Origin of the sequence: Burkholderia sp. KBS0801 (assembly GCF_005937855.2) — a bacterium.
In the GTDB taxonomy this organism is placed as follows: Bacteria; Pseudomonadota; Gammaproteobacteria; order Burkholderiales; family Burkholderiaceae; genus Burkholderia; species Burkholderia ambifaria.
The window spans coordinates 2,370,757-2,391,081 of record NZ_CP042178.1; the positions used below are offsets into that span (position 1 = coordinate 2,370,757).

17 protein-coding genes are annotated in these 20,325 nt (G+C 69.5%); 9 read left to right on the forward strand and 8 right to left on the reverse strand.

Annotated features, from left to right (window positions below; genetic code table 11):
• Positions 1 to 23: 23 nt before the first annotated feature.
• Positions 24 to 2,768, reverse strand: a complete 2,745-nt coding sequence (locus FFI87_RS27505) for an AMP-binding protein (RefSeq protein WP_138850016.1) — start codon at positions 2,766 to 2,768, stop codon at positions 24 to 26.
• Positions 2,765 to 4,723 carry a CoA transferase gene (locus tag FFI87_RS27510; RefSeq protein WP_186381737.1) on the reverse strand — a complete coding sequence of 653 codons (1,959 nt, stop codon included), beginning with the start codon at positions 4,721 to 4,723 and terminating at the stop codon, positions 2,765 to 2,767. The genes FFI87_RS27505 and FFI87_RS27510 overlap by 4 nt, the downstream gene beginning before the upstream one ends.
• A 322-nt stretch (positions 4,724 to 5,045) precedes the next feature.
• Here FFI87_RS27510 and FFI87_RS27515 point away from each other — a divergent pair, with 322 nt between their 5' ends.
• The 6 genes from FFI87_RS27515 to FFI87_RS27540 are packed head-to-tail and all read left to right on the forward strand — an operon-like array spanning position 5,046 to position 9,517.
• Entirely contained in the window at positions 5,046 to 6,032 is a 987-nt protein-coding gene (locus FFI87_RS27515; RefSeq protein ID WP_244100620.1) for a helix-turn-helix transcriptional regulator, read from the forward strand.
• Positions 6,025 to 7,068, forward strand: a complete 1,044-nt coding sequence (locus tag FFI87_RS27520; protein WP_138850014.1) for an aminotransferase class I/II-fold pyridoxal phosphate-dependent enzyme — start codon at positions 6,025 to 6,027, stop codon at positions 7,066 to 7,068. Before FFI87_RS27515 ends, FFI87_RS27520 begins: the two co-directional genes overlap by 8 nt.
• A 50-nt stretch (positions 7,069 to 7,118) precedes the next feature.
• A complete protein-coding gene (gene moeB / locus FFI87_RS27525) occupies positions 7,119 to 8,282 on the forward strand; it encodes a molybdopterin-synthase adenylyltransferase MoeB (RefSeq protein ID WP_138850013.1) in 1,164 nt (387 codons plus the stop codon).
• 10 nt (positions 8,283 to 8,292) lie between these two features.
• Positions 8,293 to 8,703 (forward strand): Mov34/MPN/PAD-1 family protein, encoded by a 411-nt coding sequence (locus FFI87_RS27530; RefSeq protein ID WP_138850012.1) that lies wholly within the window; start codon positions 8,293 to 8,295, stop codon positions 8,701 to 8,703.
• Positions 8,704 to 8,756: 53 nt separating this feature from the next.
• Complete coding sequence (locus tag FFI87_RS27535) at positions 8,757 to 9,035, forward strand: MoaD family protein (protein WP_138850011.1); 279 nt, start codon at positions 8,757 to 8,759, stop codon at positions 9,033 to 9,035.
• A 41-nt stretch (positions 9,036 to 9,076) separates the two neighbouring features.
• The gene (locus tag FFI87_RS27540; RefSeq protein ID WP_138850010.1) at positions 9,077 to 9,517 is read left to right on the forward strand and encodes a tryptophan 2,3-dioxygenase family protein; all 441 of its coding nucleotides are present in this window, start codon (positions 9,077 to 9,079) and stop codon (positions 9,515 to 9,517) included.
• A 250-nt stretch (positions 9,518 to 9,767) separates the two neighbouring features.
• Here FFI87_RS27540 and FFI87_RS27545 read toward each other — a convergent pair whose 3' ends face one another.
• Complete coding sequence (locus FFI87_RS27545) at positions 9,768 to 10,169, reverse strand: GlcG/HbpS family heme-binding protein (RefSeq protein WP_138850272.1); 402 nt, start codon at positions 10,167 to 10,169, stop codon at positions 9,768 to 9,770.
• Between the two features lie 193 nt (positions 10,170 to 10,362).
• Positions 10,363 to 10,794, reverse strand: coding sequence for an Lrp/AsnC family transcriptional regulator (locus FFI87_RS27550; protein ID WP_006753967.1), 432 nt, complete (start codon positions 10,792 to 10,794; stop codon positions 10,363 to 10,365).
• A 301-nt stretch (positions 10,795 to 11,095) separates the two neighbouring features.
• On the opposite strand from FFI87_RS27550, the gene FFI87_RS27555 reads away from it, so the two are divergent.
• Positions 11,096 to 12,175, forward strand: coding sequence for an ornithine cyclodeaminase (locus FFI87_RS27555; RefSeq protein ID WP_138850009.1), 1,080 nt, complete (start codon positions 11,096 to 11,098; stop codon positions 12,173 to 12,175).
• Positions 12,176 to 12,234: 59 nt separating this feature from the next.
• Positions 12,235 to 13,236: a citrulline utilization hydrolase CtlX gene (gene ctlX, locus FFI87_RS27560; RefSeq protein WP_138850008.1), complete on the forward strand. Its 1,002-nt coding sequence runs from the start codon at positions 12,235 to 12,237 to the stop codon at positions 13,234 to 13,236.
• A gap of 87 nt (positions 13,237 to 13,323) precedes the next feature.
• Here the strand turns inward: ctlX and FFI87_RS27565 are convergent, their stop codons facing one another.
• The 4 genes from FFI87_RS27565 to FFI87_RS27580 all read right to left on the reverse strand — a co-directional run bounded on the left by FFI87_RS27565 (position 13,324) and on the right by FFI87_RS27580 (position 19,214).
• A complete protein-coding gene (locus FFI87_RS27565; RefSeq protein WP_138850007.1) occupies positions 13,324 to 16,080 on the reverse strand; it encodes an Hsp70 family protein in 2,757 nt (918 codons plus the stop codon).
• Positions 16,081 to 16,085: 5 nt separating this feature from the next.
• Complete coding sequence (locus FFI87_RS27570; protein WP_138850006.1) at positions 16,086 to 17,927, reverse strand: Hsp70 family protein; 1,842 nt, start codon at positions 17,925 to 17,927, stop codon at positions 16,086 to 16,088.
• Positions 17,924 to 18,514 carry a DUF2760 domain-containing protein gene (locus tag FFI87_RS27575; RefSeq protein WP_138850005.1) on the reverse strand — a complete coding sequence of 197 codons (591 nt, stop codon included), beginning with the start codon at positions 18,512 to 18,514 and terminating at the stop codon, positions 17,924 to 17,926. Before FFI87_RS27575 ends, FFI87_RS27570 begins: the two co-directional genes overlap by 4 nt.
• A 259-nt stretch (positions 18,515 to 18,773) precedes the next feature.
• The gene (locus tag FFI87_RS27580) at positions 18,774 to 19,214 is read right to left on the reverse strand and encodes an Rrf2 family transcriptional regulator (RefSeq protein ID WP_138850004.1); all 441 of its coding nucleotides are present in this window, start codon (positions 19,212 to 19,214) and stop codon (positions 18,774 to 18,776) included.
• Between the two features lie 143 nt (positions 19,215 to 19,357).
• Between FFI87_RS27580 and FFI87_RS27585 the strand changes: the two genes are divergently transcribed.
• Positions 19,358 to 20,272 carry an NAD(P)/FAD-dependent oxidoreductase gene (locus tag FFI87_RS27585; protein ID WP_138850003.1) on the forward strand — a complete coding sequence of 305 codons (915 nt, stop codon included), beginning with the start codon at positions 19,358 to 19,360 and terminating at the stop codon, positions 20,270 to 20,272.
• The last annotated feature ends 53 nt before the right edge of the window (positions 20,273 to 20,325 follow it).

Consider the following 20,325-nt stretch of genomic DNA (forward strand, 5'->3'; position numbering starts at 1 on the left):
ATGACGCGTCTGCGATGTGTTGGTCAACCTGCCGTGCGGTCGCCCGTCACGCAGTGCACGGGCACCCCCTTCAACGGCGTGGCCGTAACATCGACGAGCCCCTGTTCGGCGAGCAGCGCCCTGACTGCGGCGACCGGATAGCAGTCGCCCGCCAGCGTGAGCCCGAGCATCTGGGCGGCGAACAGGCGCGGCACGGGTTCGCTCGCGGGCGGCGCGTCCGAGATCATGAAATCGCAAACCGCGATCCGCCCTCCGGGCGCGAGGCGGCGGCATGCGTGCGCGAGCAGCCGGCGGCATGCGTCCTCGTCGAAGTGATGGAGGATCTGGCTCAGGATAACGAGGTCGTACTGCCCCGGAATCTCGACGTCGAACAGATCACCGCCGACGAACTGCGCGCGCGCCTCGACACCGAATTCGTGCGCGGTGCGCGCACACACGTCGCGGATCGACGGCCAGTCGACGCCGCAGACGGTCGCCTTCGGCTGCGCCTGCGCGAACGTGAAGCCGTAGATACCGTTGCCGCAGCCGAGATCGAGTACGGCAACCGACCGGCGCGCGGCGGCCCACGGCGCGAGCAGATCCGCGACGCGCTGCGCGGTGCGGCGGCTCGTGTTCGCAATGCCGACCGCAAACTCCTGCCAGTACGGGTGATCTGCGGCCTCGAGGCTCGACGGCAGCACGCTGCCGCCCGCCACGACGGCGTCCTTGAAATGCCGGAACGTGTCCCACATCAGATCGGCCGTATAGACGCTCGACAGCCCGCCGATGTAGTGCGGCGACGCGGTCACGAGAAAGCGCTGCGACGTCGGGTTCAGTGCATAGCATGCACGCGCGGCGTCGTGGTCGACGAGCTCGAGCCCGGCCAGCGCATCGAGCAGAATCCGCATCCCGCGCGCGCTGGCCTGCAGTTCGCCGGCCAGTTCGGCCGCACCGCGCGGGCCAGCCGCCAGCCGGTCGAACACGCGCAGCTCGATCGCCGCACGCAGCACACCGGCACGCTCGACGCCCATCAGCAGATCGAGGACCGGCGCCGCGGACAGCGCGGGTTGCGCGCCCGGCAGGCAGGTCGCAAGCGCAGCCTGCGCGGTCGCGACTTCGCGCGCGAGCGTCGCGCGATCGACCTTGCCCGACGGCGCGAGCCGCAGCTGCGGGCACGGCACCACCGCGTCAATGCGCTTGCTGCTCTCCACACCGCAGTCGTCGAGCAGGAAGCGGTTGATCGCGTCAAGCGTCGGCGCCTGACGGCCCACGCGCGGCACGACACACGCGCAGAGCCGCACGACAGCCGCATCGCCCGCCGCCTGCACGACGGCCACGTCCGCCACGTCGGGATGCCCGTGCAGCAGCATCTCGATCTCGACGAGATTGATCTTCACGCCGTTGCGCAACACGGTATCCGCACGGCGGCCGACGATCTGCAGATAGCCGGCCGCATCCATCCGGCCGCGATCGCCGAGCCGCACCCAGCCGTCCGCCGCGCGATTGCGTTCGTTCAGTTCCGGTGCGCCGTAGTAGCCCATCGGCGTCATCGGCCCGCGCGCCCAAATCTCGCCTTCGTCGCCCGGGTCGGCATCCCGACCCGCATCGTCGACGATCCGCACCGTGACGACCGCCGGATCGGGCCGCCCGACCGTCGCGACGACCGTATCGAAATCGTCGTCGAGCGCGGTGTGACACGCGACGCCGTCCGCCGAGCCGTACGACTGGATCAGCGCGCAGCCGATCATGTCACGCACGCGCCGCGCGGTTTCCGCGCTCAGCGCCGAACCGCCGCTGACGATCGCCTTCAGCGACGACAGGTCGGGCGCATCGTCCCCGCCGTCCACGAGCAGTGGGCTTTCGACCAGCATGTCGACCATGTTCGGCCCCGCGAACAGATGCGTGACGCGCAGCGAGGCGATCGCGAGCAGGGCAGCGGTCGGCTCGAACCGCTCGAGATTGACGAGTGCACCGCCGAGCGCCGCGAGCGTGCACGACGTGCCGAGCGAGCCGAACGGCGACGCAAGCGACACGCAGAACATCGCGCGTATCAACGAAACATCGGCGCCGAGGCTCTTCAGGTACGACGCCTGCCCGCCAATCAAGCCATTGTGCGAATACAGCACGAGCTTCGGCTCGGCCTCCGAGCCCGACGACGCGATCAACCGCACCGGGCCGTCCGGGTCGAGCACGCCCGCACGGTACGGATGCGGCTCACGGTCCCAGCAGCGATCGAGGTCAGGCCAGTCGAAATAGCGCGCGCCGTGCACGAACACGCGTTCGAGCGCGGGCAGTTCGTCGCGCAGCCCGTCGACCAGTGCCGCATAGTCGATGTCGCCGACCCGCCGCTGGCAGATCAGCACCTTCGCGGCCGACTTCGCAAGCAGCGCACGGCTCTCGTGCCGCTTGCGGCCGATCGGGTAAGGCAGCACGATCGCGCCCAGCGCAGCGGCGGCCAGGTCGGCCGCGCAGGCACGCCAGCCGTTCGGCAGGTTGACCGCCACGACGTCGCCCGCCCGCACGCCACATTCGTGCAGCGCGGTCGCGAGCCCGAGGCTGCGCACGCGCAGTTGCGCATAGGTAAGCGCGATGCCGCCGTCGGACACCGCGAGCGCGAGCGGGTGCGCATCGGCGTAACCCGCGAACGCACCGAACAGGTCGTGCCCTGCGTAAATGCCGGCGTCGGCCCAAGCGCGCCGCAGCGCGACGGGAACGTGGTCGCGCAGGACGCGGGATTCCGGAACGGCGCCGCGCGACCGAGCGGCGGAAAGCGTGGAGTCGAATGTCATCGAAGCGTCTCAGTATGAGTGAAGGTCCAGGGACAGGTGACGGCCAGACGGTCGGCTTCACGCCGCAAGCTGCCCGCCAGGAGCGGATGGGCCGCGACGTCGGCCACATCGGCCGCGATAGCGACGGCCGGCACGTCGTGCGCGGCAAATTCGCGCTGCCAGTGCGCGGTGTCGTGCACTGCGAGCGCGGCGGCGAGACGCTCGGCCGCATCGTCCGGCACCACGCCGTGCACGGCGCCGCACAGCCTCACGAGCCACCCCGCGCCGCGTTCCCCGGGTGGCACATCGATCATCAGGCGGCCGTCGCGCGTCGCGTATGCGGCCGGCAGGCCCAGCGCCGCGGCGAGTGGCGCGGCATCGGCACGTGGCGCAACCGCCGCTTCGTGCGCGTGCGCAACGAGCAGCGCCGCAGCACCCGTCATCGCGGAATCGAACCCGCGCGCGCGGCCGTCGACGGCGCGCGCGTAGAGCGCGGCGGCCACGCCCTCGGCCGCCGCGACGCCGCCCAGCACGTCGACCAGCGTCAGCAGCGCGCCGCCGCGTCCGTGCGGGCCCCCGATCAGCGCCGCCAGGCCGCTGTGCGCCTGCACCATGAAGTCGGTACCGACCGGATCGTCGTGCGCCGGCTCGTGCCCGGCGCCGGATGCCGATGCATAGACGAGCGCGGGCGCGACCCGCGCGAAATCGGCCGCCGTCAGTTCGAGCCGCGCGGCGCGGCCGGGCGCCCAGTTGTGCAGGAACACGTCAGCGTCGCGCGCGAGGTCGAACACGCGGTCGCGCCCGGCGCGCGTGTGCAGATCGAGTTCGATGCATTGCTTGCCGCGGTTGATCGCGTCGAAATGCGCGGACACGCCGCCCGCCAGCGGCGGCATCCCGCGCATCGGATCGCCGCCGGGCGGCTCGATCTTGATTACGCGCGCGCCGAGCAGGCGCAGCACGTGACCGGCGAGCGGCCCCTGGATCAACCGGCAGGATTCAAGCACGGTCATGCCGGCGAGCGGCCGGCCGGGCACCGCCGGCACCTCGCCGCGCGCGAACGGCGGCGTACCGGCCGGCTCCGCCGCCGGATCGAATTGCCACGGGCCGCCCGCGCGCCAGCGCGCGTCGCGTGGATCGTCGCGCAGCGCGGCCGCATCGCGCACCGCGCTCACATAGGTGCCCGTATCGCGCGCAATCGCGCACAGCGACGCATAGTCGAGCCGGGCCACCACGCGAAACAGGCCGGCCGGCAGCGGCGCACACGCCTGCGTGTAGCGCAGCATGAACGGGCGCCATCCGGCCGCGATGTCGTCCGCGGCGGCCCCCGCACGCTGCCAGAAGCGCCCCCACGCGTCCGGGTCGAGTGCTTCGAATTCGAAGCGCTCGCCGTCGCCGCTCTCGAACGGCGGTGGACGATCGTTCGTGTCGCGCGGCGGTTGCACAGGCTGCCCTGCGTGATCCATCGCGAGGTACTGGCCCATCGCGAACAGCGCGGCATCGGCAAGACACAGCGACAGCGCGGCAGGCGGCGCTCCGTCGCGTCCGCGCTGGGCAGCCAGCGCAGCCAACGCGGACGCGGACGCGAGCGACGCGCCGAGCGTCGACACGTAGTCGACGCCGAGCGACCGCCACGCGTGCTCTGCACGCGCATGCCAGCCAGTGATGCCGGTCGCGGCCTGCAGCAGCGCATCGGACACGGGCGCGCCGGACGCCGGCCAGCCGCGCAGCGACACGTCGACGCGCGCGCCCGACGCATCGGCAAGACGCGCGTGAATCGCGCCGCAGCCGGGGGCCGCCACGTCAGGGAAGGCGCAAACGCGCCGCAGCGGCACGCACTGCGCGCCGAGCGCCGCCATCCGCCGTTGCAGCGCGCTCAACGCCGGCGCGAAGCCGGGCGGCGACGCCGACAGCGCCAGCCGTACATCGCCCAGAGGCAGCGCCGCAAGCCGCGCGGCATTTCGTTCAACGTCGGTCATAGGCATGGATGTTGATCTGGCCCCGGTCAGGGGGAAACACACCGCTTCCCGCCCGTCCAGCGGCCGCCGCGCCCCGCCGGGGTACGCGCCGGCGCTGCCGGCGGACGACAGCGCCATCAGTTGATGGTCGACATCCACAATGATATTTTACTGATGAATGAGAATCATTCTCATTTCATATGGATATCGGCGAATTTCATATGCGAGCCGGGTGAAGCCGTTCCATCGCCAAAACTTTGTAGCTAGTCTTGCGGACATCGAGGCGCTCGAGATTTACCGAAACGTCCGGTCTGCCGTGGAGAACCTGAGAGGAGTTGTTCGAATGCACGCACTGACCATACCCAGCGCGTCCGCAATGGACGTCGCCCCAAACCAGACCTGGACCGTCGCACTCGGGGACGCCGAATGCGGCAGCTACGCGGTCGAACGCCTGAATTGCGAGCCCGGCTTCTCGGTCGTGCGCTCGAGTGTGCTGTCGGAGCGTGCGCTGACCGAGGTCTGCAGCCACGACGGCGACGAACGCCAGCTCGTCGTCACGATCGGCCTTGAAGGCGACTCCGAGTTCTGTGACCGGCGCGGCGAGCGCCTGCCGTTCTCGTCCGGCCACACAACGGTGTCGGTGTTCCGAAGCGGCGGCGGCGAACGCCGCTTCGCCGCAAACCGGCTCGTGCGGCAGCTGCGGCTCGTCGTGTCGGAAAGCACGCTGTCGACCTTCGTCGGCGCGGACCGATCCCGAGAGTTGCTCGGCCCGATGCTCGGCCATTTCGAAGGATTCCGGCAAGTTGCGTTCATGGCGAACGGTACAAGCCCGCACCTGCGCTTCTTCCGGAATCCCGACCTGCTGCAGCAGGACGGCCTGAGCCTGCGCATCCACGCGCTGAGCCTGCTCGCCGACCAATTGAGCACGATCGCACCGGCGCCCGTGCGGACCGGCCGCCTCGGCGCGCGCGACCTCGACAAGCTCGCGCACATCGAGGCGTTCATGCGCACGCACCTCGACAAGCCGCTCAACAACGCGTACCTGTCGGCCTCGCTCGGCATCAGCGAATACAAGCTGAAGGAGTGCTTCCGCCAGGCCTACGGCACGAGCCCGGCACAGCATCTGCTCGAACTGCGGATGCACCGCGCGCAGGAGCTGCTCGAAGCCGGCCACCAGGTGGCCGAGACGGCCTATCGCGTCGGCTACCAGCATCCGAGCAATCTCAGCGCCGCGTTCACGCGTTTCTTCGGGTGCACGCCGAAGTCCGTCCTCGGCAACCGATCCTGCCGAGCCCTCGTCCGATGCGCCGAATGTGCCAGCCATGACTGACCTGCATGCCACACCCGCCCACGCCGCCGGCCGGCGCGAGATATTCCTGAACCTCAACGAATCGCCGTTCGGCCCGTTCGACGAGGCCGAAGCCGCCGCTGCGCACGTGCTCGCCGAGGCGGGCCGTTACCAGTTCCCGCTCGTCGAACGGCTGCGCGAAGCGATCGCCGCCGCGCACGACGTGCCTGCCGGCTGGGTGTCGCTGTATCCGGGCTCGAATCGCGCGCTGCATTACGCGACGCTCGCGTTCACCGCGCCCGATGCGCCACTCGTGCTCGCCAGCCCCGGCTACCCCGTCTGCGAACAGGCCGCGCGGCTCGCGAACCGGCCCGTCCGCCGCGTGCCCCTTTGCGCGGACGGCGCGCACGACGTCGCAGCGATGTGCGAAGCCGCGCCGCGCGGGCTGATCTATGTCGCCAACCCGAACAACCCGACCGGCACCGTGACACCGCGCGACGCTCTGCGACGCCTGCTGAGCGACCGCTGGCCCGGCACGACCGTGCTGGTCGACGAGGCCTATATCGAGTACAGCGACGAACCGTCCATGCTCGACGCGGTACGCACGGACCCGAGGCTGATCGTCGCGCGCACGTTCTCGAAGATCTACGGGATGGCCGGCCTGCGGCTCGGTTATGCAGTCGCTCAACCCGACACCATCGGACACATCCACACCATGCCGCCGCACGATGTGTCCGTGCCTGCCGCCGCCGCGGCCCTCGCGAGCCTCGCGCTGCGCGACCGGCTCGGCGAGCGCAAGGCGTACACGGCGGCCGGTCGCGACGATCTGATCCGCTGGTTCGCCGTGCGCGGCCTCGCGTGCCTGCCGTCGCGCGCGAACTGCGTGATGGTCGATCTCGGCCGCGCCGGCCCGCCCGTGATCGCGGCGCTCGCCGCACGCGGCTTGCACGTGGGTCGCAGTTGGCCCGACATGCCGAACTGGATGCGCATCACGATCGGCACGCGCGACGAGATGGACGCGCTGAAAGCGGCCCTCGCGCACGTGCTCGCCGAACCGGCCGGGCGCGACACTGCCTGAACGCGCCCCGCTCCCCGTCATTCCGCTCCACCGCCTACCGACGATCCGCCATGAAACTACCGCCTCTCGTTACGACGTTCGCACCGCTGTCCGGCGACGAGCTGACTCGCTACAGCCGGCACATCCTGCTGCCGGAACTCGGCCTGACCGGCCAGCAGCGCCTGAAGTCCGCCCGCGTGCTCGTGGTCGGCGCGGGCGGGCTCGGTTCGCCCGCGCTGCTCTATCTCGCCGCCGCGGGCGTCGGCACGGTGGGCGTGATCGATTTCGACCGCGTCGACGTGTCGAACCTGCAGCGGCAGGTAATCCACCGGATGTCGACGGTTGGCATGCCGAAGACGGCAAGCGCGCGCAACGCGATCGTCGCGCTCAATCCGCACGTCGACGTGCGGGTGCACGACGAGCGGCTCGACAACGACAACGCGATCGAGCTGTTCTCGCAGTACGACCTGATCGTCGACGGCACCGACAACTTCGCGACGCGCTACCTCGTCAACGATGCTTGCGTGCTGGCCGGCAAGCCCTACGTGTGGGGCTCGATCTACCGCTTCGAAGGCCAGGCGTCGGTGTTCTGGGAGGACGCGCCCGACGGCGCCGGCGTCAACTATCGCGACCTCTATCCGGCGCCGCCGCCACCCCATCTCGCGCCGTCGTGCGCCGAAGGTGGCGTACTCGGCGTGCTGTGCGCGTCGATCGCGTCGATCATGGCAACCGAGACCGTGAAGCTGATCACGGGCATCGGCGAATCGCTGCTCGGCCGGCTCGCCGTGTACGATGCGCTCGACATGCGCTACCGCTTCCTGCCGCTGCGGCGCGCGCCGCAGCGGCAGCCGATCGTCGCGCTCGACGACTACCCGCATTTCTGTGGCCTCGCGACGCACACCGAACCCGTGCGTGTACCCACGATCGATGCAACCGCACTCAAGCAACTGCTCGACGCGGGTCTGCCGTTCGAGCTCGTCGACGTGCGCGAGCCGAACGAATGGGAACTCGTACGCATTCCCGGCGCACGGCTGATGCCGAAGCAGCAGTTGCTGGCCGACGGGCTCGCGAAGCTCGAGCGCACGCGCCGCACCGTCGTGTACTGCAAGGGCGGCACGCGCTCGCGCGATGTCGTGCAGGCGATGTGCCAAGCGGGCTTTACGGACGTCAGCAACCTCGACGGCGGCATCCTTTCGTGGATCCGCACGGTCGATCCGTCCCTGCCGCAATACTGAGGCGCCGCCGATGCTGACCCTGCCGACCGTCGTCGTCGACATGATCGTCCGCCACGCGCGCGCAGCACATCCGCTCGAATGCTGCGGCATCGTCGCGGGCACGGCCGACGGCTCGCCGCCATCGCGCGTGATTCCGATGCACAACGCAGCGCAGTCGCCGACCTTCTTTCAGTTCGACGCCGCCGAGCAGCTGCGCGTCTGGCGCGACCTCGACGCGCGCGACGAAACGCCGGTCGTGATCTACCACTCGCATACGGCGTCGGCCGCGCGACCGAGCCGCACCGACATCGATTACGCGGCCGCGTATCCCGATGCGTACCACCTGATCATCGCGACCGACCCGTGCTTCCAACCCGCGCTCCGCTGCTACCGGATCGTGGACGGCATCGCAACCGAAACGCCACTGAGGATCCGCGCATAGGCACCACCCGGCTTCACTGAACTACGCATCCAACAGAACATTAAGGATTACCAATGGCTATCATGATCTGCATTCCGACCATCATGCGAACGCTGACCAACGACCGGAAGGTCGTCGAAGCGCAGGGCGACACGCTGCGCGCCGTGATCGACTCGCTCGAGTCGACGTATCCGGGTCTGCAACAGCGGCTCGTCGAAGACAATCGGCTGCACCGCTTTGTCAACGTCTACGTGAACGACGACGACATCCGCTTCAGGGGCGGGCTGTCGGCCGCCGTCGCGGACGGCGACACCATCACGATCCTTCCGGCCGTCGCCGGGGGCCGGTACTGAACGCGGCCTCCGCGACGTCTCTCCTGCCCGAGGAGCCGATCATGCAGCAATGTCCTTTCATGGGTCCGCCTGACGCGGCGGCCGCGAAGCCGCGGCCGGGCTTGCGCTACAGCAGCTATCTGCAGCTCGACAGCCTGCTCGACAGCCAGTCGCCGCTATCCGGCACGCACGACGAGATGCTGTTCATCATCCAGCACCAGACAGCGGAACTCTGGATGAAGCTGCTGCTGCACGAGCTGACGCGCGCGTGCAAGCAACTTCGCGCATCGCAGCTGCCGCAGGCGTCGAAGACGGTCGCCCGCGCGCAGCGGACCATGGATCATCTCGTACACAGCTGGAACGTGCTCGCGACGCTCACGCCCGTCGAATTTCTCGCGATGCGCCCCGCGCTCGGTTCCGCGTCCGGCCATCAGTCGTTCCAGTTCCGCGAGATCGAGTTCCTGCTCGGTTACCGACATGCACGATCCAGCGGGGCCGGCTGAACCGGCTCCTGCTCGACGCGGCAGAGCGTGCCGGCGCGCGCGTGCACCACGGCGTGGCCGTCGAGGACGTCGATTGCAACGCGCGCGACTTGTCCTGACGAACAGACAGCGCGCCGCCTTCGATCTGCTGATCGGCGCGGACGGCGCGGATTCTCGGGTGCGCACCGCGCTGTCGCGCACGGTCGATCTCGGCATCGATTGCGAACGGCAGCCGCACGCCGGATTTCCGCGACACGCTGTCCGACTCGCGTTACGCGAGCGCGGCGATCCCCGCGCGGGCGACTTCCGCGTCCTCGGCCGACTTCACACCCGATACGCTGACAGCCCCGACGGTCTCGCCCTCAACGACAATCGGCACGCCACCCTCGAGAAAACCGGCCATCGGCGCGCTGAGGAATGAGACGCGACCCTGCATCACGATGTCTTCGTAGATCTTGCTCTCGCGCCGCCCGAGCACGGCCGTACGCCCTTTCGCGATCGCCATCTCGACCGAACTCGGCGTTGCGCCATCGAGCCGCTGCAGGTGCAGCAAGTGGCCGCCGTCGTCGAGAATCGCGATCGTCACGGGCCAGTGACGGGCCAGCGCGAAAGCCTCCGATGCAGCGGCGATCTTCTTCACGTCTTCACTCGTCAATACGGGTTTTGTTTTCATTTCCGGTCGTTTTTCCTGTTGGATTCTATGATCTTTTACATAGTTGTCCAAATTAACAATATAGCGTAAACGGCGGCCGGCATAACGATATTCTGCAATGCTCTCGATACGTGAACGGCAGTTCGACGGCAAGCGCGTCGAATGGAACGACACAACAAAGGCGCATCGGTTTTGACCCACAGCCCCGTCGCTGTCAAGCCTTATGCGTCGACAACAAAATGCTGGTCTCCGTGCTCGCGATCCCGTCGATCAACCGGATCGCGCCGAGCACGCGATCGAAATGCTCGAGCGAATCGGCATGCAGCTCGGCGACGAGATCCCAGCGCCCGTTGGTACTGTGAATCGACGCGACGTTCGGATGCCCGCGCAGCACCTTCACCACTTCCGCGCCGCGATTGCCCTGCACCGCGATCGACATCAGCGCGCGAATCCGGTGCCGCTCGGCCGCCGGCTTGAGCCGCACCGTATAGCCGACGATCACGCCGTTCTTCTCGAGCCGCGTCAGCCGGTTCTGCACGGTCGCGCGCGCGACGCGCAGTTCCTTCGCGAGCGCGACGACGGGCAGCCGCGCGTTGTCGCGCAGCAGCGCGATGAGCTGCCGGTCGACGTCGTCGAGCGTAATCATGAACCAACCTTCCTGTTGAACGTGAGACGTGAGCGGACCGCCAACGTGCCGGAGAGCACGCATTCCGACCCACATGAATCGAACAAATTGCCGAATCGGCATAGCAATTTGTCAAGTCTATCGAGGAATCTGCCACTTTTGCCGTCTTTTTGTTGGCTCGACTCCCGGAAATAATGACTTCATCGACCGGCAGCCCACGCTGCCACGCCGCTTTTGATGGAGCCGGGGCCCGGGCCGACACGCCCGCCCGCTCGACCAGAACGCCGGACACGCGTACCGGCAACACAATGGAGACAGACCGATGACTCGCTTCCTCGACGTTCCCGCCACCGCCCGGCTGATCGCCAAAACCGGCGTCACGACGTTCCTGCGTGAACTCGTCGACACGCTGCGCGCCGACTACCTGCACTGGGCCGACTTCGACAAGTCGCCGCGCGTCGCGTGCCACTCGCGCGACGGCGTGATCGAGCTGATGCCCGTCGCGAACGCGTCGCTGTTCGCGTTCAAGTACGTGAACGGCCATCCCGTGAACGCCGCGCGCGGCATGCATACGGTGATGGCGTTCGGCGCGCTCGCCGAAGTCGACACCGGCTACCCGCTGCTGCTCGCCGAACTGACGCTGACCACCGCGCTGCGCACGGCCGCGACCTCGGTGCTGGCCGCGCAGGCCCTCGCCCGTCCCGACTCGCGCACGATGGCGCTGATCGGCAATGGCGCGCAGAGCGAATTCCAGGCGATCGCGTTCCACACGCTGCTCAGTATCGAGGAGATCCGCGTATTCGACGTCGATCCGCTCGCGACCGACAAGCTCGTGCGGAACCTCGCCGCGTATCCGGCGCTGCGCATCGTGCGCGCCGCGTCGACCGCCGATGCCGTGCGCGGCGCCGACATCGTGACGACCGTCACCGCCGACAAGGCCTATGCGACGATCGTCACGGCCGACATGATCGAGCCCGGCATGCACCTGAACGCGGTGGGCGGCGATTGCCCGGGCAAGACCGAGCTCGAAGCCGGCGTGCTGCAGGCGGGCCGCGTGTTCGTCGAATTCGAGCCGCAGTCGCGCATCGAAGGCGAGATCCAGCAGATGCCGGCCGACTTCCCGGTGACCGAACTGTGGCGCGTGCTGCAGGGCGAGACGAGCGGCCGCGAACGCGCGGACGAAGTCACGGTGTTCGACTCGGTCGGCTTCGCGCTGGAGGACTACTCGGCGCTGCGCTACCTGTACGCGCTCGCGCAGCAGCACAACGCGGGCGTCGAGATCGCGCTGATTCCGCCGGCCGTCGATCCGAAGAACCTGTTCGCGCTGATCGACGATCCGGCCGCGATCGCACCGGGTCACGCGGCGTTCGTGACCGAAGCCGTCGCCGCGTTCGCGCGCTGATCGATTTCCGCGGGCGGCCAGTGCGCCGCCCGCTCTCCCGCCCTTCGCTTCCGCCTTTCATGAATCTCGTATCGATCCAGGCGCCGTCCGCCGTCGTGATGATCCGGCCGCACCACTTCGTGCCGAACCCGCAGACCGCGGCCGACAACGCCTTTCAGCGCACGGCCGGCAACGGCGCGGGCAGCCCGCCGTCGGTGTCGGCCGCCGCGCGCGACGAGGTCACGGCCGCCGCGCAAACGCTCGCCGATGCGGGCGTACGCGTGCACGTGTTCGACGACCACGGCGAGCGCGACACGCCCGACTCCGTGTTCCCGAACAACTGGTTCTCGACGCATCCCGGCGGGCACGTCGCGCTGTATCCGATGTACAGCGCGAACCGCCGCCGCGAACGGCGCGCCGACGTGATCGAGATGCTGAAGGCCGAGTACCGCGTGCAGGACGTGATCGACTACTCGGGGCTCGAATACGACGACGTGTTCCTGGAAGGCACGGGCGCGATGGTGCTCGATCACGTCGCGCGGATCGCGTATACCGCGCGTTCGCGCCGCGCCGATCCGGTCGCGCTCGAGCGCTTCTGCACGAATTTCAACTTCGAGCCGATCTGCTTCGACACGGCCGACGCGAATGGAAAGCCGATCTATCACACGAACGTGATGATGAGCGTCGCCACCGAATTCGCGATGGTGGGCCTCGACCTGATCGCGGATCGGCGCCGCCGCGACGAGATCGCGCAACGTCTGACCGAAACGGGTCGCACGGTGATCGCGCTCGATCACGCGCAGATCGCGAACTTCGCGGGCAATACGCTGGAACTGTCGGGCAGGGACGGGCGCGTGCTCGCGTTGTCGCGGCGTGCGTTCGACTGTCTCACCGGCGAGCAACGCGCGACGATCGAGCGCTCCGCGCGGCTGCTGCCGCTCGACGTGCCGACGATCGAGCTGGCCGGTGGCTCGGTGCGCTGCATGCTCGCGGGCGTTCACCTCGCGCGGCGCGCGGCAACCCGTGACGTGAAGGAAATCGAATCGGGGGAAAGGCAACGCGAACTCGTGTCGCATGCCTGAGAGACAGAGACGGGCCGCGACGCACGACCCGACTCGACAGGATGATGCTTCGATCTGCGAACCGGATCGAAGCCCCGCGCCCTTGCGTCAACCGGCCAGCAGCTTCAACCCGGCCGGCAGCGTTTCGCCGAACACGCGCGCCGTGTCGGCTTCGTCGAAGGCGATCGCCTCGCGCACCATGTCGATCCACGCCGCCGACGCATTCGCGGCCGACAGCCGCTTGATCACCGCTTCGCGCGTGTCGTCCGGCAAGTCGCGTTCGCGGTCGCCCGTCATCCGCGCGATTTGCGCGGCCGCGAAGGCCGCGGGTTCGACCTGCTTCCAGTCCAGCGCGAACAACGCGTCGAGCCAGCGGTTCGCGATCCCGGCCGGCACGACACTGTGCGCGCTGCCGTAGAACGGCCGGCGCGCACCGATCCGCCCGAGCGCCCACGCGCACAGCGTGCGCTCGGCCGGCTTCTGCAATTGCACGATCAATCGCTCGGCCAGTTCCACCTTGCGCTCGACCGGCAACCGTTCGAGCGACGCGGACAAGCGCGTCATGTCGGCCGGGCCGACCTTGGCCGGGTCGAACGGCAGCTTGCGGCGCTTGTCGTCGGACGGTTCGAGGAAGGCGATCGCGTCGCGCACCTGGGTCTGCGCATCGTCGTCGAGGCCGCCGGCCACGCGCCGCCACAGCGTCCACCACTCCGACCACACCTGTGCGTCGTTCACGTATTGAATCCCGTCGTCGAACAGCGGCCACAGCTGCTCGATGCGCCATGCATCGAGCGGATGGCCGAAGCCGGGGCGCAGGCAATAGCCGGCCAGGTTCAGCCATGCGCGTTCGTGATCGGCCGAGCGCCGCCGACGACGCGCCCGTGCGAGCAACGCGTCGAACAGTTCGCGCGCGAGCGCGACGTCCCACTCGTCGCGCGGGCCGAGCACCTGTTCAAGTTGCGCGCGCAACCGTCGCGTTTCCTTCGGCGTGACGTCGGCGGCCTTGCTGCCGAATGAGCGGTCGATCAGCTCGATCGCGTGATCGAGCCGCGGATGGCGCGCCAGCGCGGCGCCGTCGCCCTGCGCGGGCGCATCGCCGCGCAACTGGAATTCGAGCCGCCAGCGCCGCGATGCATCGTCGGTCGCGATGCAGTGCATCTCGAGCGTGCCGACCTCGGTCAGCGACGCCGTGAGCTTCACCGGCGTTTCGCGTGCGTCGCCGCCGGCCTGCCGGTCGACGACCGTCGCGATCGGCGGCAGCCGCACGAAATCGCCGCCGTCCAGCTCGACGAGATCGCCGGGCCGGTACGCGGTGTCGGCCACCGTCGACACGAGGTGGAAACGCACCGGCTGCCCGAGCTGCAGCGCGAAGGTGCGCTCCTCGAGCCGGATCTCGCGGCCTTCCTCGGCACCGCGCGGCAGCAGGCAGACGCCGCGCGGCGCGGCGGCGCTCTCACCCGCACCGTCGTCGAGCACGAGGAAATAGCTGCGCGCCGAGCCGCCGCCGATGCGCGGCGCATGCCCGGCACGCGCCAGGCCGTACGCCACCGCGCCGCGCGCGACGGCCACGTCCGGATGCGCGTTGTGCAGCACGTCGAGCGGTGCGCCGCGCCATGCGCCGAGCGTCTGCGCGAGGCGGCCGGCGAGTGCGCCCGCGCGGAACACGCCGCCGTTGAGCAGCAGCGTGTCGGGCAGCGGCCCTTCCGCATGACGGTGCAGGAATGCGGCGACGTGGCGCGTGACGCCCGGGTCGCTCGCATACGGCAAGCCGAATTCGACGATCGCGGCCCGCGCACGGCGCGGCAGCTCGCCCGCGTCGACCTGCGGAAAGAAACCGTCGACGACGACCTGTTCGACTTCCTGCCGCGTCAGCTCCGCCGAGCGCGCGCCGCCGACGAGCTTGCTGCCCGCGCCGAGCAGCGTCACGGTGACGGACGCCGGCGCGTCGTCGCCGAGCAGCCGCTCCTTCGCGGCGCGGCAGCGTTCGACGAGCTGCGACAGGCTCGCGGCGGACAGCCGCGTGCCGGGCTCGGTCAGCCGCGGCTCGACCAGGCGCGCGAGCGCGAGGTCCATGTTGTCGCCGCCGAGCATCAGATGATTGCCGACGCCGACGCGCGTGAAGGTCGGTGCGCCCTCGTCGCCGGGCGCGACATCGACGAGCGTGAGATCGGTCGTGCCGCCGCCGACGTCGCAGATCAGCACGCGGCGCTGGGCGGCGAACGTGTCGCGCAACGTCGCGCGCTGGCCGTACAACCAGTCGTAGAACGCGGCCTGCGGTTCTTCGAGCAAGCGCAGCGCCGGCAGTTTCGCGCGCTTGGCAGCCTCGACCGTCAACGCGCGTGCGCCGTCGTCGAACGAAGCCGGCACCGTCAGGATGACGTCCTGCTTCGCGAGCGGCGCATCGGGAAAGCGGGCATCCCACGCGGCACGCACGTGCGCGAGATAGCTCGCGCTCGCGTCGACCGGCGACACCTTGTCGACGCCGTCGGCCGCGCCCCACGGCAGGATCGCCGCGAGCCGGTCGACCGATGCGTGCGACAGCCAGCTCTTCGCGCTGGTAACGAGCCGGCCCGGCACCTGTGCGCCGAGCGTGCGCGCATAACGGCCGATCACGGCCGGCGGCACGTCGGCCGCGGCCGCGCCGGCCTTCGGAGCAGCCGCCCACGGCAGGCGCAGCGCGTCCGGCGGAAGCTCGCCCGCCGCCGGGTGATAGCGCACCGATGGCAGCAGCGGCTGCGCGGCCACCGCGCCGGGGCCGACCAGCTGATCGACGTCGAACACGCGGATCGCGTCGGAGCCGGCCTCGACGTATGCGACGACCGTGTTGCTCGTGCCGAGGTCGATGCCGACGGTATAGCGCTTCATCGCGCTCAGGCAGCGCCGCGCACGTCGAACTCGACCTTCCAGCGCTCGTCCGTCCCGCTCGGGATCGCCTCGAGCTCGAGCGTGCCGGCTTCGGTCACGCGTGCATGCAGCTTCACCGGCACGATCTCGCCGACCGTGCGCCCTTCGGCGGGCAGCGTGGCCTGGATTTCCTCGAGCTCCTGCAGCTCTTCCGCCGACCAGTAGTCGAGCAGCGTGCCGACCTCGTCCTGACGGCGAACCGACGACCCGAAGAAGCGGAACTGCACCGGTTCGCCGACGACGAGCCCGAACTCCTGCGGCGGCAGCGCCGCATCCGAGCCTTCCTCCATCCCGAACGGTGCGACGCACAGCGCCTGCACCGGCGGTTCGAGCCCCGGCACCGCGGGCATCGCCGATTCGATCGCGACGTAATACGCACGCGCCGTGCCGCCGCGAATGCGCACGCCACGGCCGCGCTTCACGAAGCCGTAATACGCGGCGCCGCGCGCGACCGCGAGATCGAGGTCCGCGCCTTCGAGCAGGCGCGCGGCCGGCGCACCTTCGGCGGCGAGCCAGCCGTTGAGCGTATCGAGCACGCGCTGCGTGAGCAGCGCCGACTTGAACACGCCGCCGTTGAACAGCACGGCGGTCGGATGCAGGAACGTCGCGCCTTGCGGCAGCGTGCGCTGCACGCCTTCGAGCGCGTCGAGCGCCGCGACCTGGCGGCCGAGGAACGCCGCGAGATGGCGCGTGATGCCCGCGTCCTGCGCATACGGCAGGCCAAGCTGCGTGAGGCCGACGCGCGCGCGGCTCACCGGACGCGCGGCCGCGTCGACCTGCGGGAAGAAGCCTTCGAGGATCGTCTGCGTGAGTTCCGTGCGCGTCAGTTCCGTGCGGATCGACCCGCCGATCAGCTTCGAGCCGCGGCTCGGCACGACGAGCGGCACCGCGTCGGTCGTCGGGTCGGACAGCAGCGTTTCCTTCGCGGCGCGGCACGCGTAGGTCAGCGCGCGCAGTTGCCACGGATCGGCCTGCGTGCCCTGCTGCGCGAGCTTGCGCGCGACCACGTGCGCGAGCGCGAGGTCCATGTTGTCGCCGCCGAGCAGAATGTGCTCGCCGACCGCCACGCGATGCAGCTCCAGGTTGCCGTCGCGCTCGACCACCGCGATCAGCGACAGGTCGGTCGTGCCGCCGCCGACATCGACGCACAGGATCAGGTCGCCGACCTGCACCTGCTTGCGCCAGCCGCCTTCGCTCTTCTGGATCCAGCTGTAGAGCGCCGCTTGCGGCTCCTCGAGCAGCGTCATCCGCGAGTAGCCGGCGGCACGCGCGGCTTCCGCCGTCAGTTCGCGCGCGGCCGGGTCGAACGACGCAGGGATCGTGACCGTCACGTCCTGGTCGGCGAACGGTGCGTCGGGATGCGCGTGGTCCCACGCTTCGCGCAGGTGCGTCAGGTAGCGGATCGAGCTTTCCAGCGGCGACACGCGCGCCACTTCGGGCGGCGCATCGCTCGGCAGGATCGCCGCGCGGCGGTCGACGCCCGGGTGGCACAGCCAGCTCTTCGCGCTCGACACGAGGCGAATCGGCGTGCCCGCGCCGCGGGTGCGCGCCATCTCGCCGACCGCGAAGTCGCGCGAGTCCGTCCACGGCAGCGTCAGGTCGCCCTGCGTCAGCTCGCTTTCATGCGGAAGATAGAGGAACGACGGCAGCAGGTCGCGCGACTCCAGCGCACCGGGCGCGGTCAGCTGCGCGATCGGCAGCACCTGCTGCGTGATTTGTTCGCCGTCGCTCGCGGCGCTGTCGACGTACGACAGCGCGCAGTGGGTCGTACCGAGGTCGATACCGATCGAATAGCGCGGATCGCTCACAGTTCCACCTCCGCCGGTGCGACCACCGATGCGTCGTGGCTGCCCGTCAGCTTCGGCAGGCGCACGTCGGCCACGCGCCAGCCGCGATGGCTGACCGTGCCCGTGAACGGCGCCGCGCCGACCACGTTCCCCGTCACGCGCACGGCCGTCGCATCGAAGCCGGCCGGCAGCGTCACGCGGCTGCCCTCGGCTTCATCGCGCACCGGCACGATCGTGAAGTGTTCGCGCAGCGTGGCACGGCAGCCGTCGTGCACGAGGCGGGCGGCGGCGCCGATGTCGGCGTCCGCGTAGCCGGCGATGTCTTCCTCGACGAAGTCGATGAAGCGCGCATCGCGCTGCAGCAGGCCGAGCAGTTGCAGCGCGGCTTGCGGGCTCGCTTCGCGCAGCTCGGGCACCGGCGTCTTCACGGGCGCGGGTGCCGGCGCCGCGGCGGGGGTCGGCGCGACCGGCGCCGGGGCGACCGGTGCCGGCGCGCCGTCGCGCAGGCGCAGCACGCCGGCCGCGAACTCGCGGTTGCCGAGCACGGAGAAGAACGTGCCGACGGCCAGCGACAGCCGGCCGAAGAAGGACAGGTTGGTTTCGGGCATGGGATCTGGACTCCTGTGGGCTCGCGACGCGGCGAGCAGCTTGCCTGGGCGCCCGGCGACGGCGTGCGATTGCGCACTGCCGCCGCCCGGCGCGTGATTCGGACGCGCCCTCTCGGGTGCGGAAAACCCGTATTTTGCCCTGTGGCGGGCAAATCGGGCAGAAGTCGGGGGACAGAACACGGCGGTGCGGCGGTTTCGCGCCGCGCCGGATTACGTCGGACTGCCGGCCATCTACGGCCGGCCGCGATGTTGCAGCGCGTCAGCGCGGCTTGCGACGGCGCGCCGCCTTCGCTTCGAAATCGCGTGACAGCATGCCGAGCGTGACCTCGCCGAAGCGCGCGAGCAGTACCGCCTCGGCCTCTTTCAGCGTGGCCGACAGATGCGCGTTGACCGCCTGTTCGACCAGGCATTCGGGCGCATCCTCGGACACCAGATCCGAAAACACCGGCGGCTCGCCCACCGCGCGATAGACGTCGAGCAGCGTGATGTCGTCGAGCGCGACAGCCAGCGCCCAGCCGCCGCCGTGGCCTTTTTCCGACTGCACATAGCCGCTGTCGCGCAAGCCGCCGAGCAGGCGCCGCACGACGACCGGATTCGTGCCCAGCATCGCCGCGATCGCCTCCGACGTCAGCGGGCCGTCGGCCTGGTCCATGTGGATCAGCGCATGCAGCATGCGCGACAAACGGCTATCGGTTCTCATCGCCGGAGGGCTCCCACTCTCGAAACTCCTGAAGTTGCGTGAATGATACCATCGACCTATCATGCAACTTCTCGCGTTTCATGAGTTGACGCGCCATCGAAGCGCGTTCTTCGTTGGCACGGATTCCGGAAAGGGGTGAACACATGCAGAACCATCATGAAGTGATCGTGATCGGCGGCAGCTTTGCCGGGCTGTCGGCCGCGATGCAACTGGCGCGCGCGCGACGGCGCGTGCTCGTGATCGATGCCGGGCAGCCGCGTAATCGTTTCGCCGAGCATGCGCACGGCTTTTTCGGGCAGGACGGCAAGCCGCCGGCGCGGATCGTCGCCGACGCCGCCGCGCAACTCGCGGCCTATCCGACCGTGCAGCGGATCGCTGGCGAAACGCGCACCGCCGAGCGCGACGCGAGCGGCTGCTTTCACGTGACGCTCGCGGACGGCAGCCGCGCCAGCGCCGACCGGCTGATCCTCGCGACCGGCATCCGCGACGTATTGCCCGCGCTGCCGGGGCTCGCGGAACGCTGGGGCGTCAGCGTGCTGCATTGTCCGTATTGTCACGGGTACGAGGTGTCGGATCGGCAACTCGGCGTGCTGGCCACGCATCCGCTGTCCGTGCATCAGGCGATCCTGATTCCGGACTGGGGGCCGACGACGTGGTTCACGCAACGCATAGTCGAACCGAACGAAGAGGAAGCCGCGTTGCTGGACGCGCGTGGCGTGCGCATCGAGCGGTCGCCGGTCGTCGAGATCCTCGGCGACGCACCGCGTATCGAAGCGTTGCGACTCGCCGACGGGCAGGTCGTGCCGATCGATGCGCTGTTCATCGGCGCGCGTACGGAGATGGCGAGCGATCTCGCGCAACAGCTCGGCTGTGCATTCGACGAAGGGCCGCTCGGCGTGGCGATCCGCGTCGATACGTGGAAGCAGACGAGCATTCCCGGCGTGTTCGCGGCGGGCGATGCGTCGAGCCTGATGACGAATGCGACGTTCGCGTCGGCATCGGGCGTCGCCGCCGGCGTGGGCGCGCATCGTTCGTTGATTTTCGGGCTTGGCGCATGATGCGCACGAAGCCGCATGTCGGTTGATGCCGGGTAGCGCTATCGTCTTCGCGC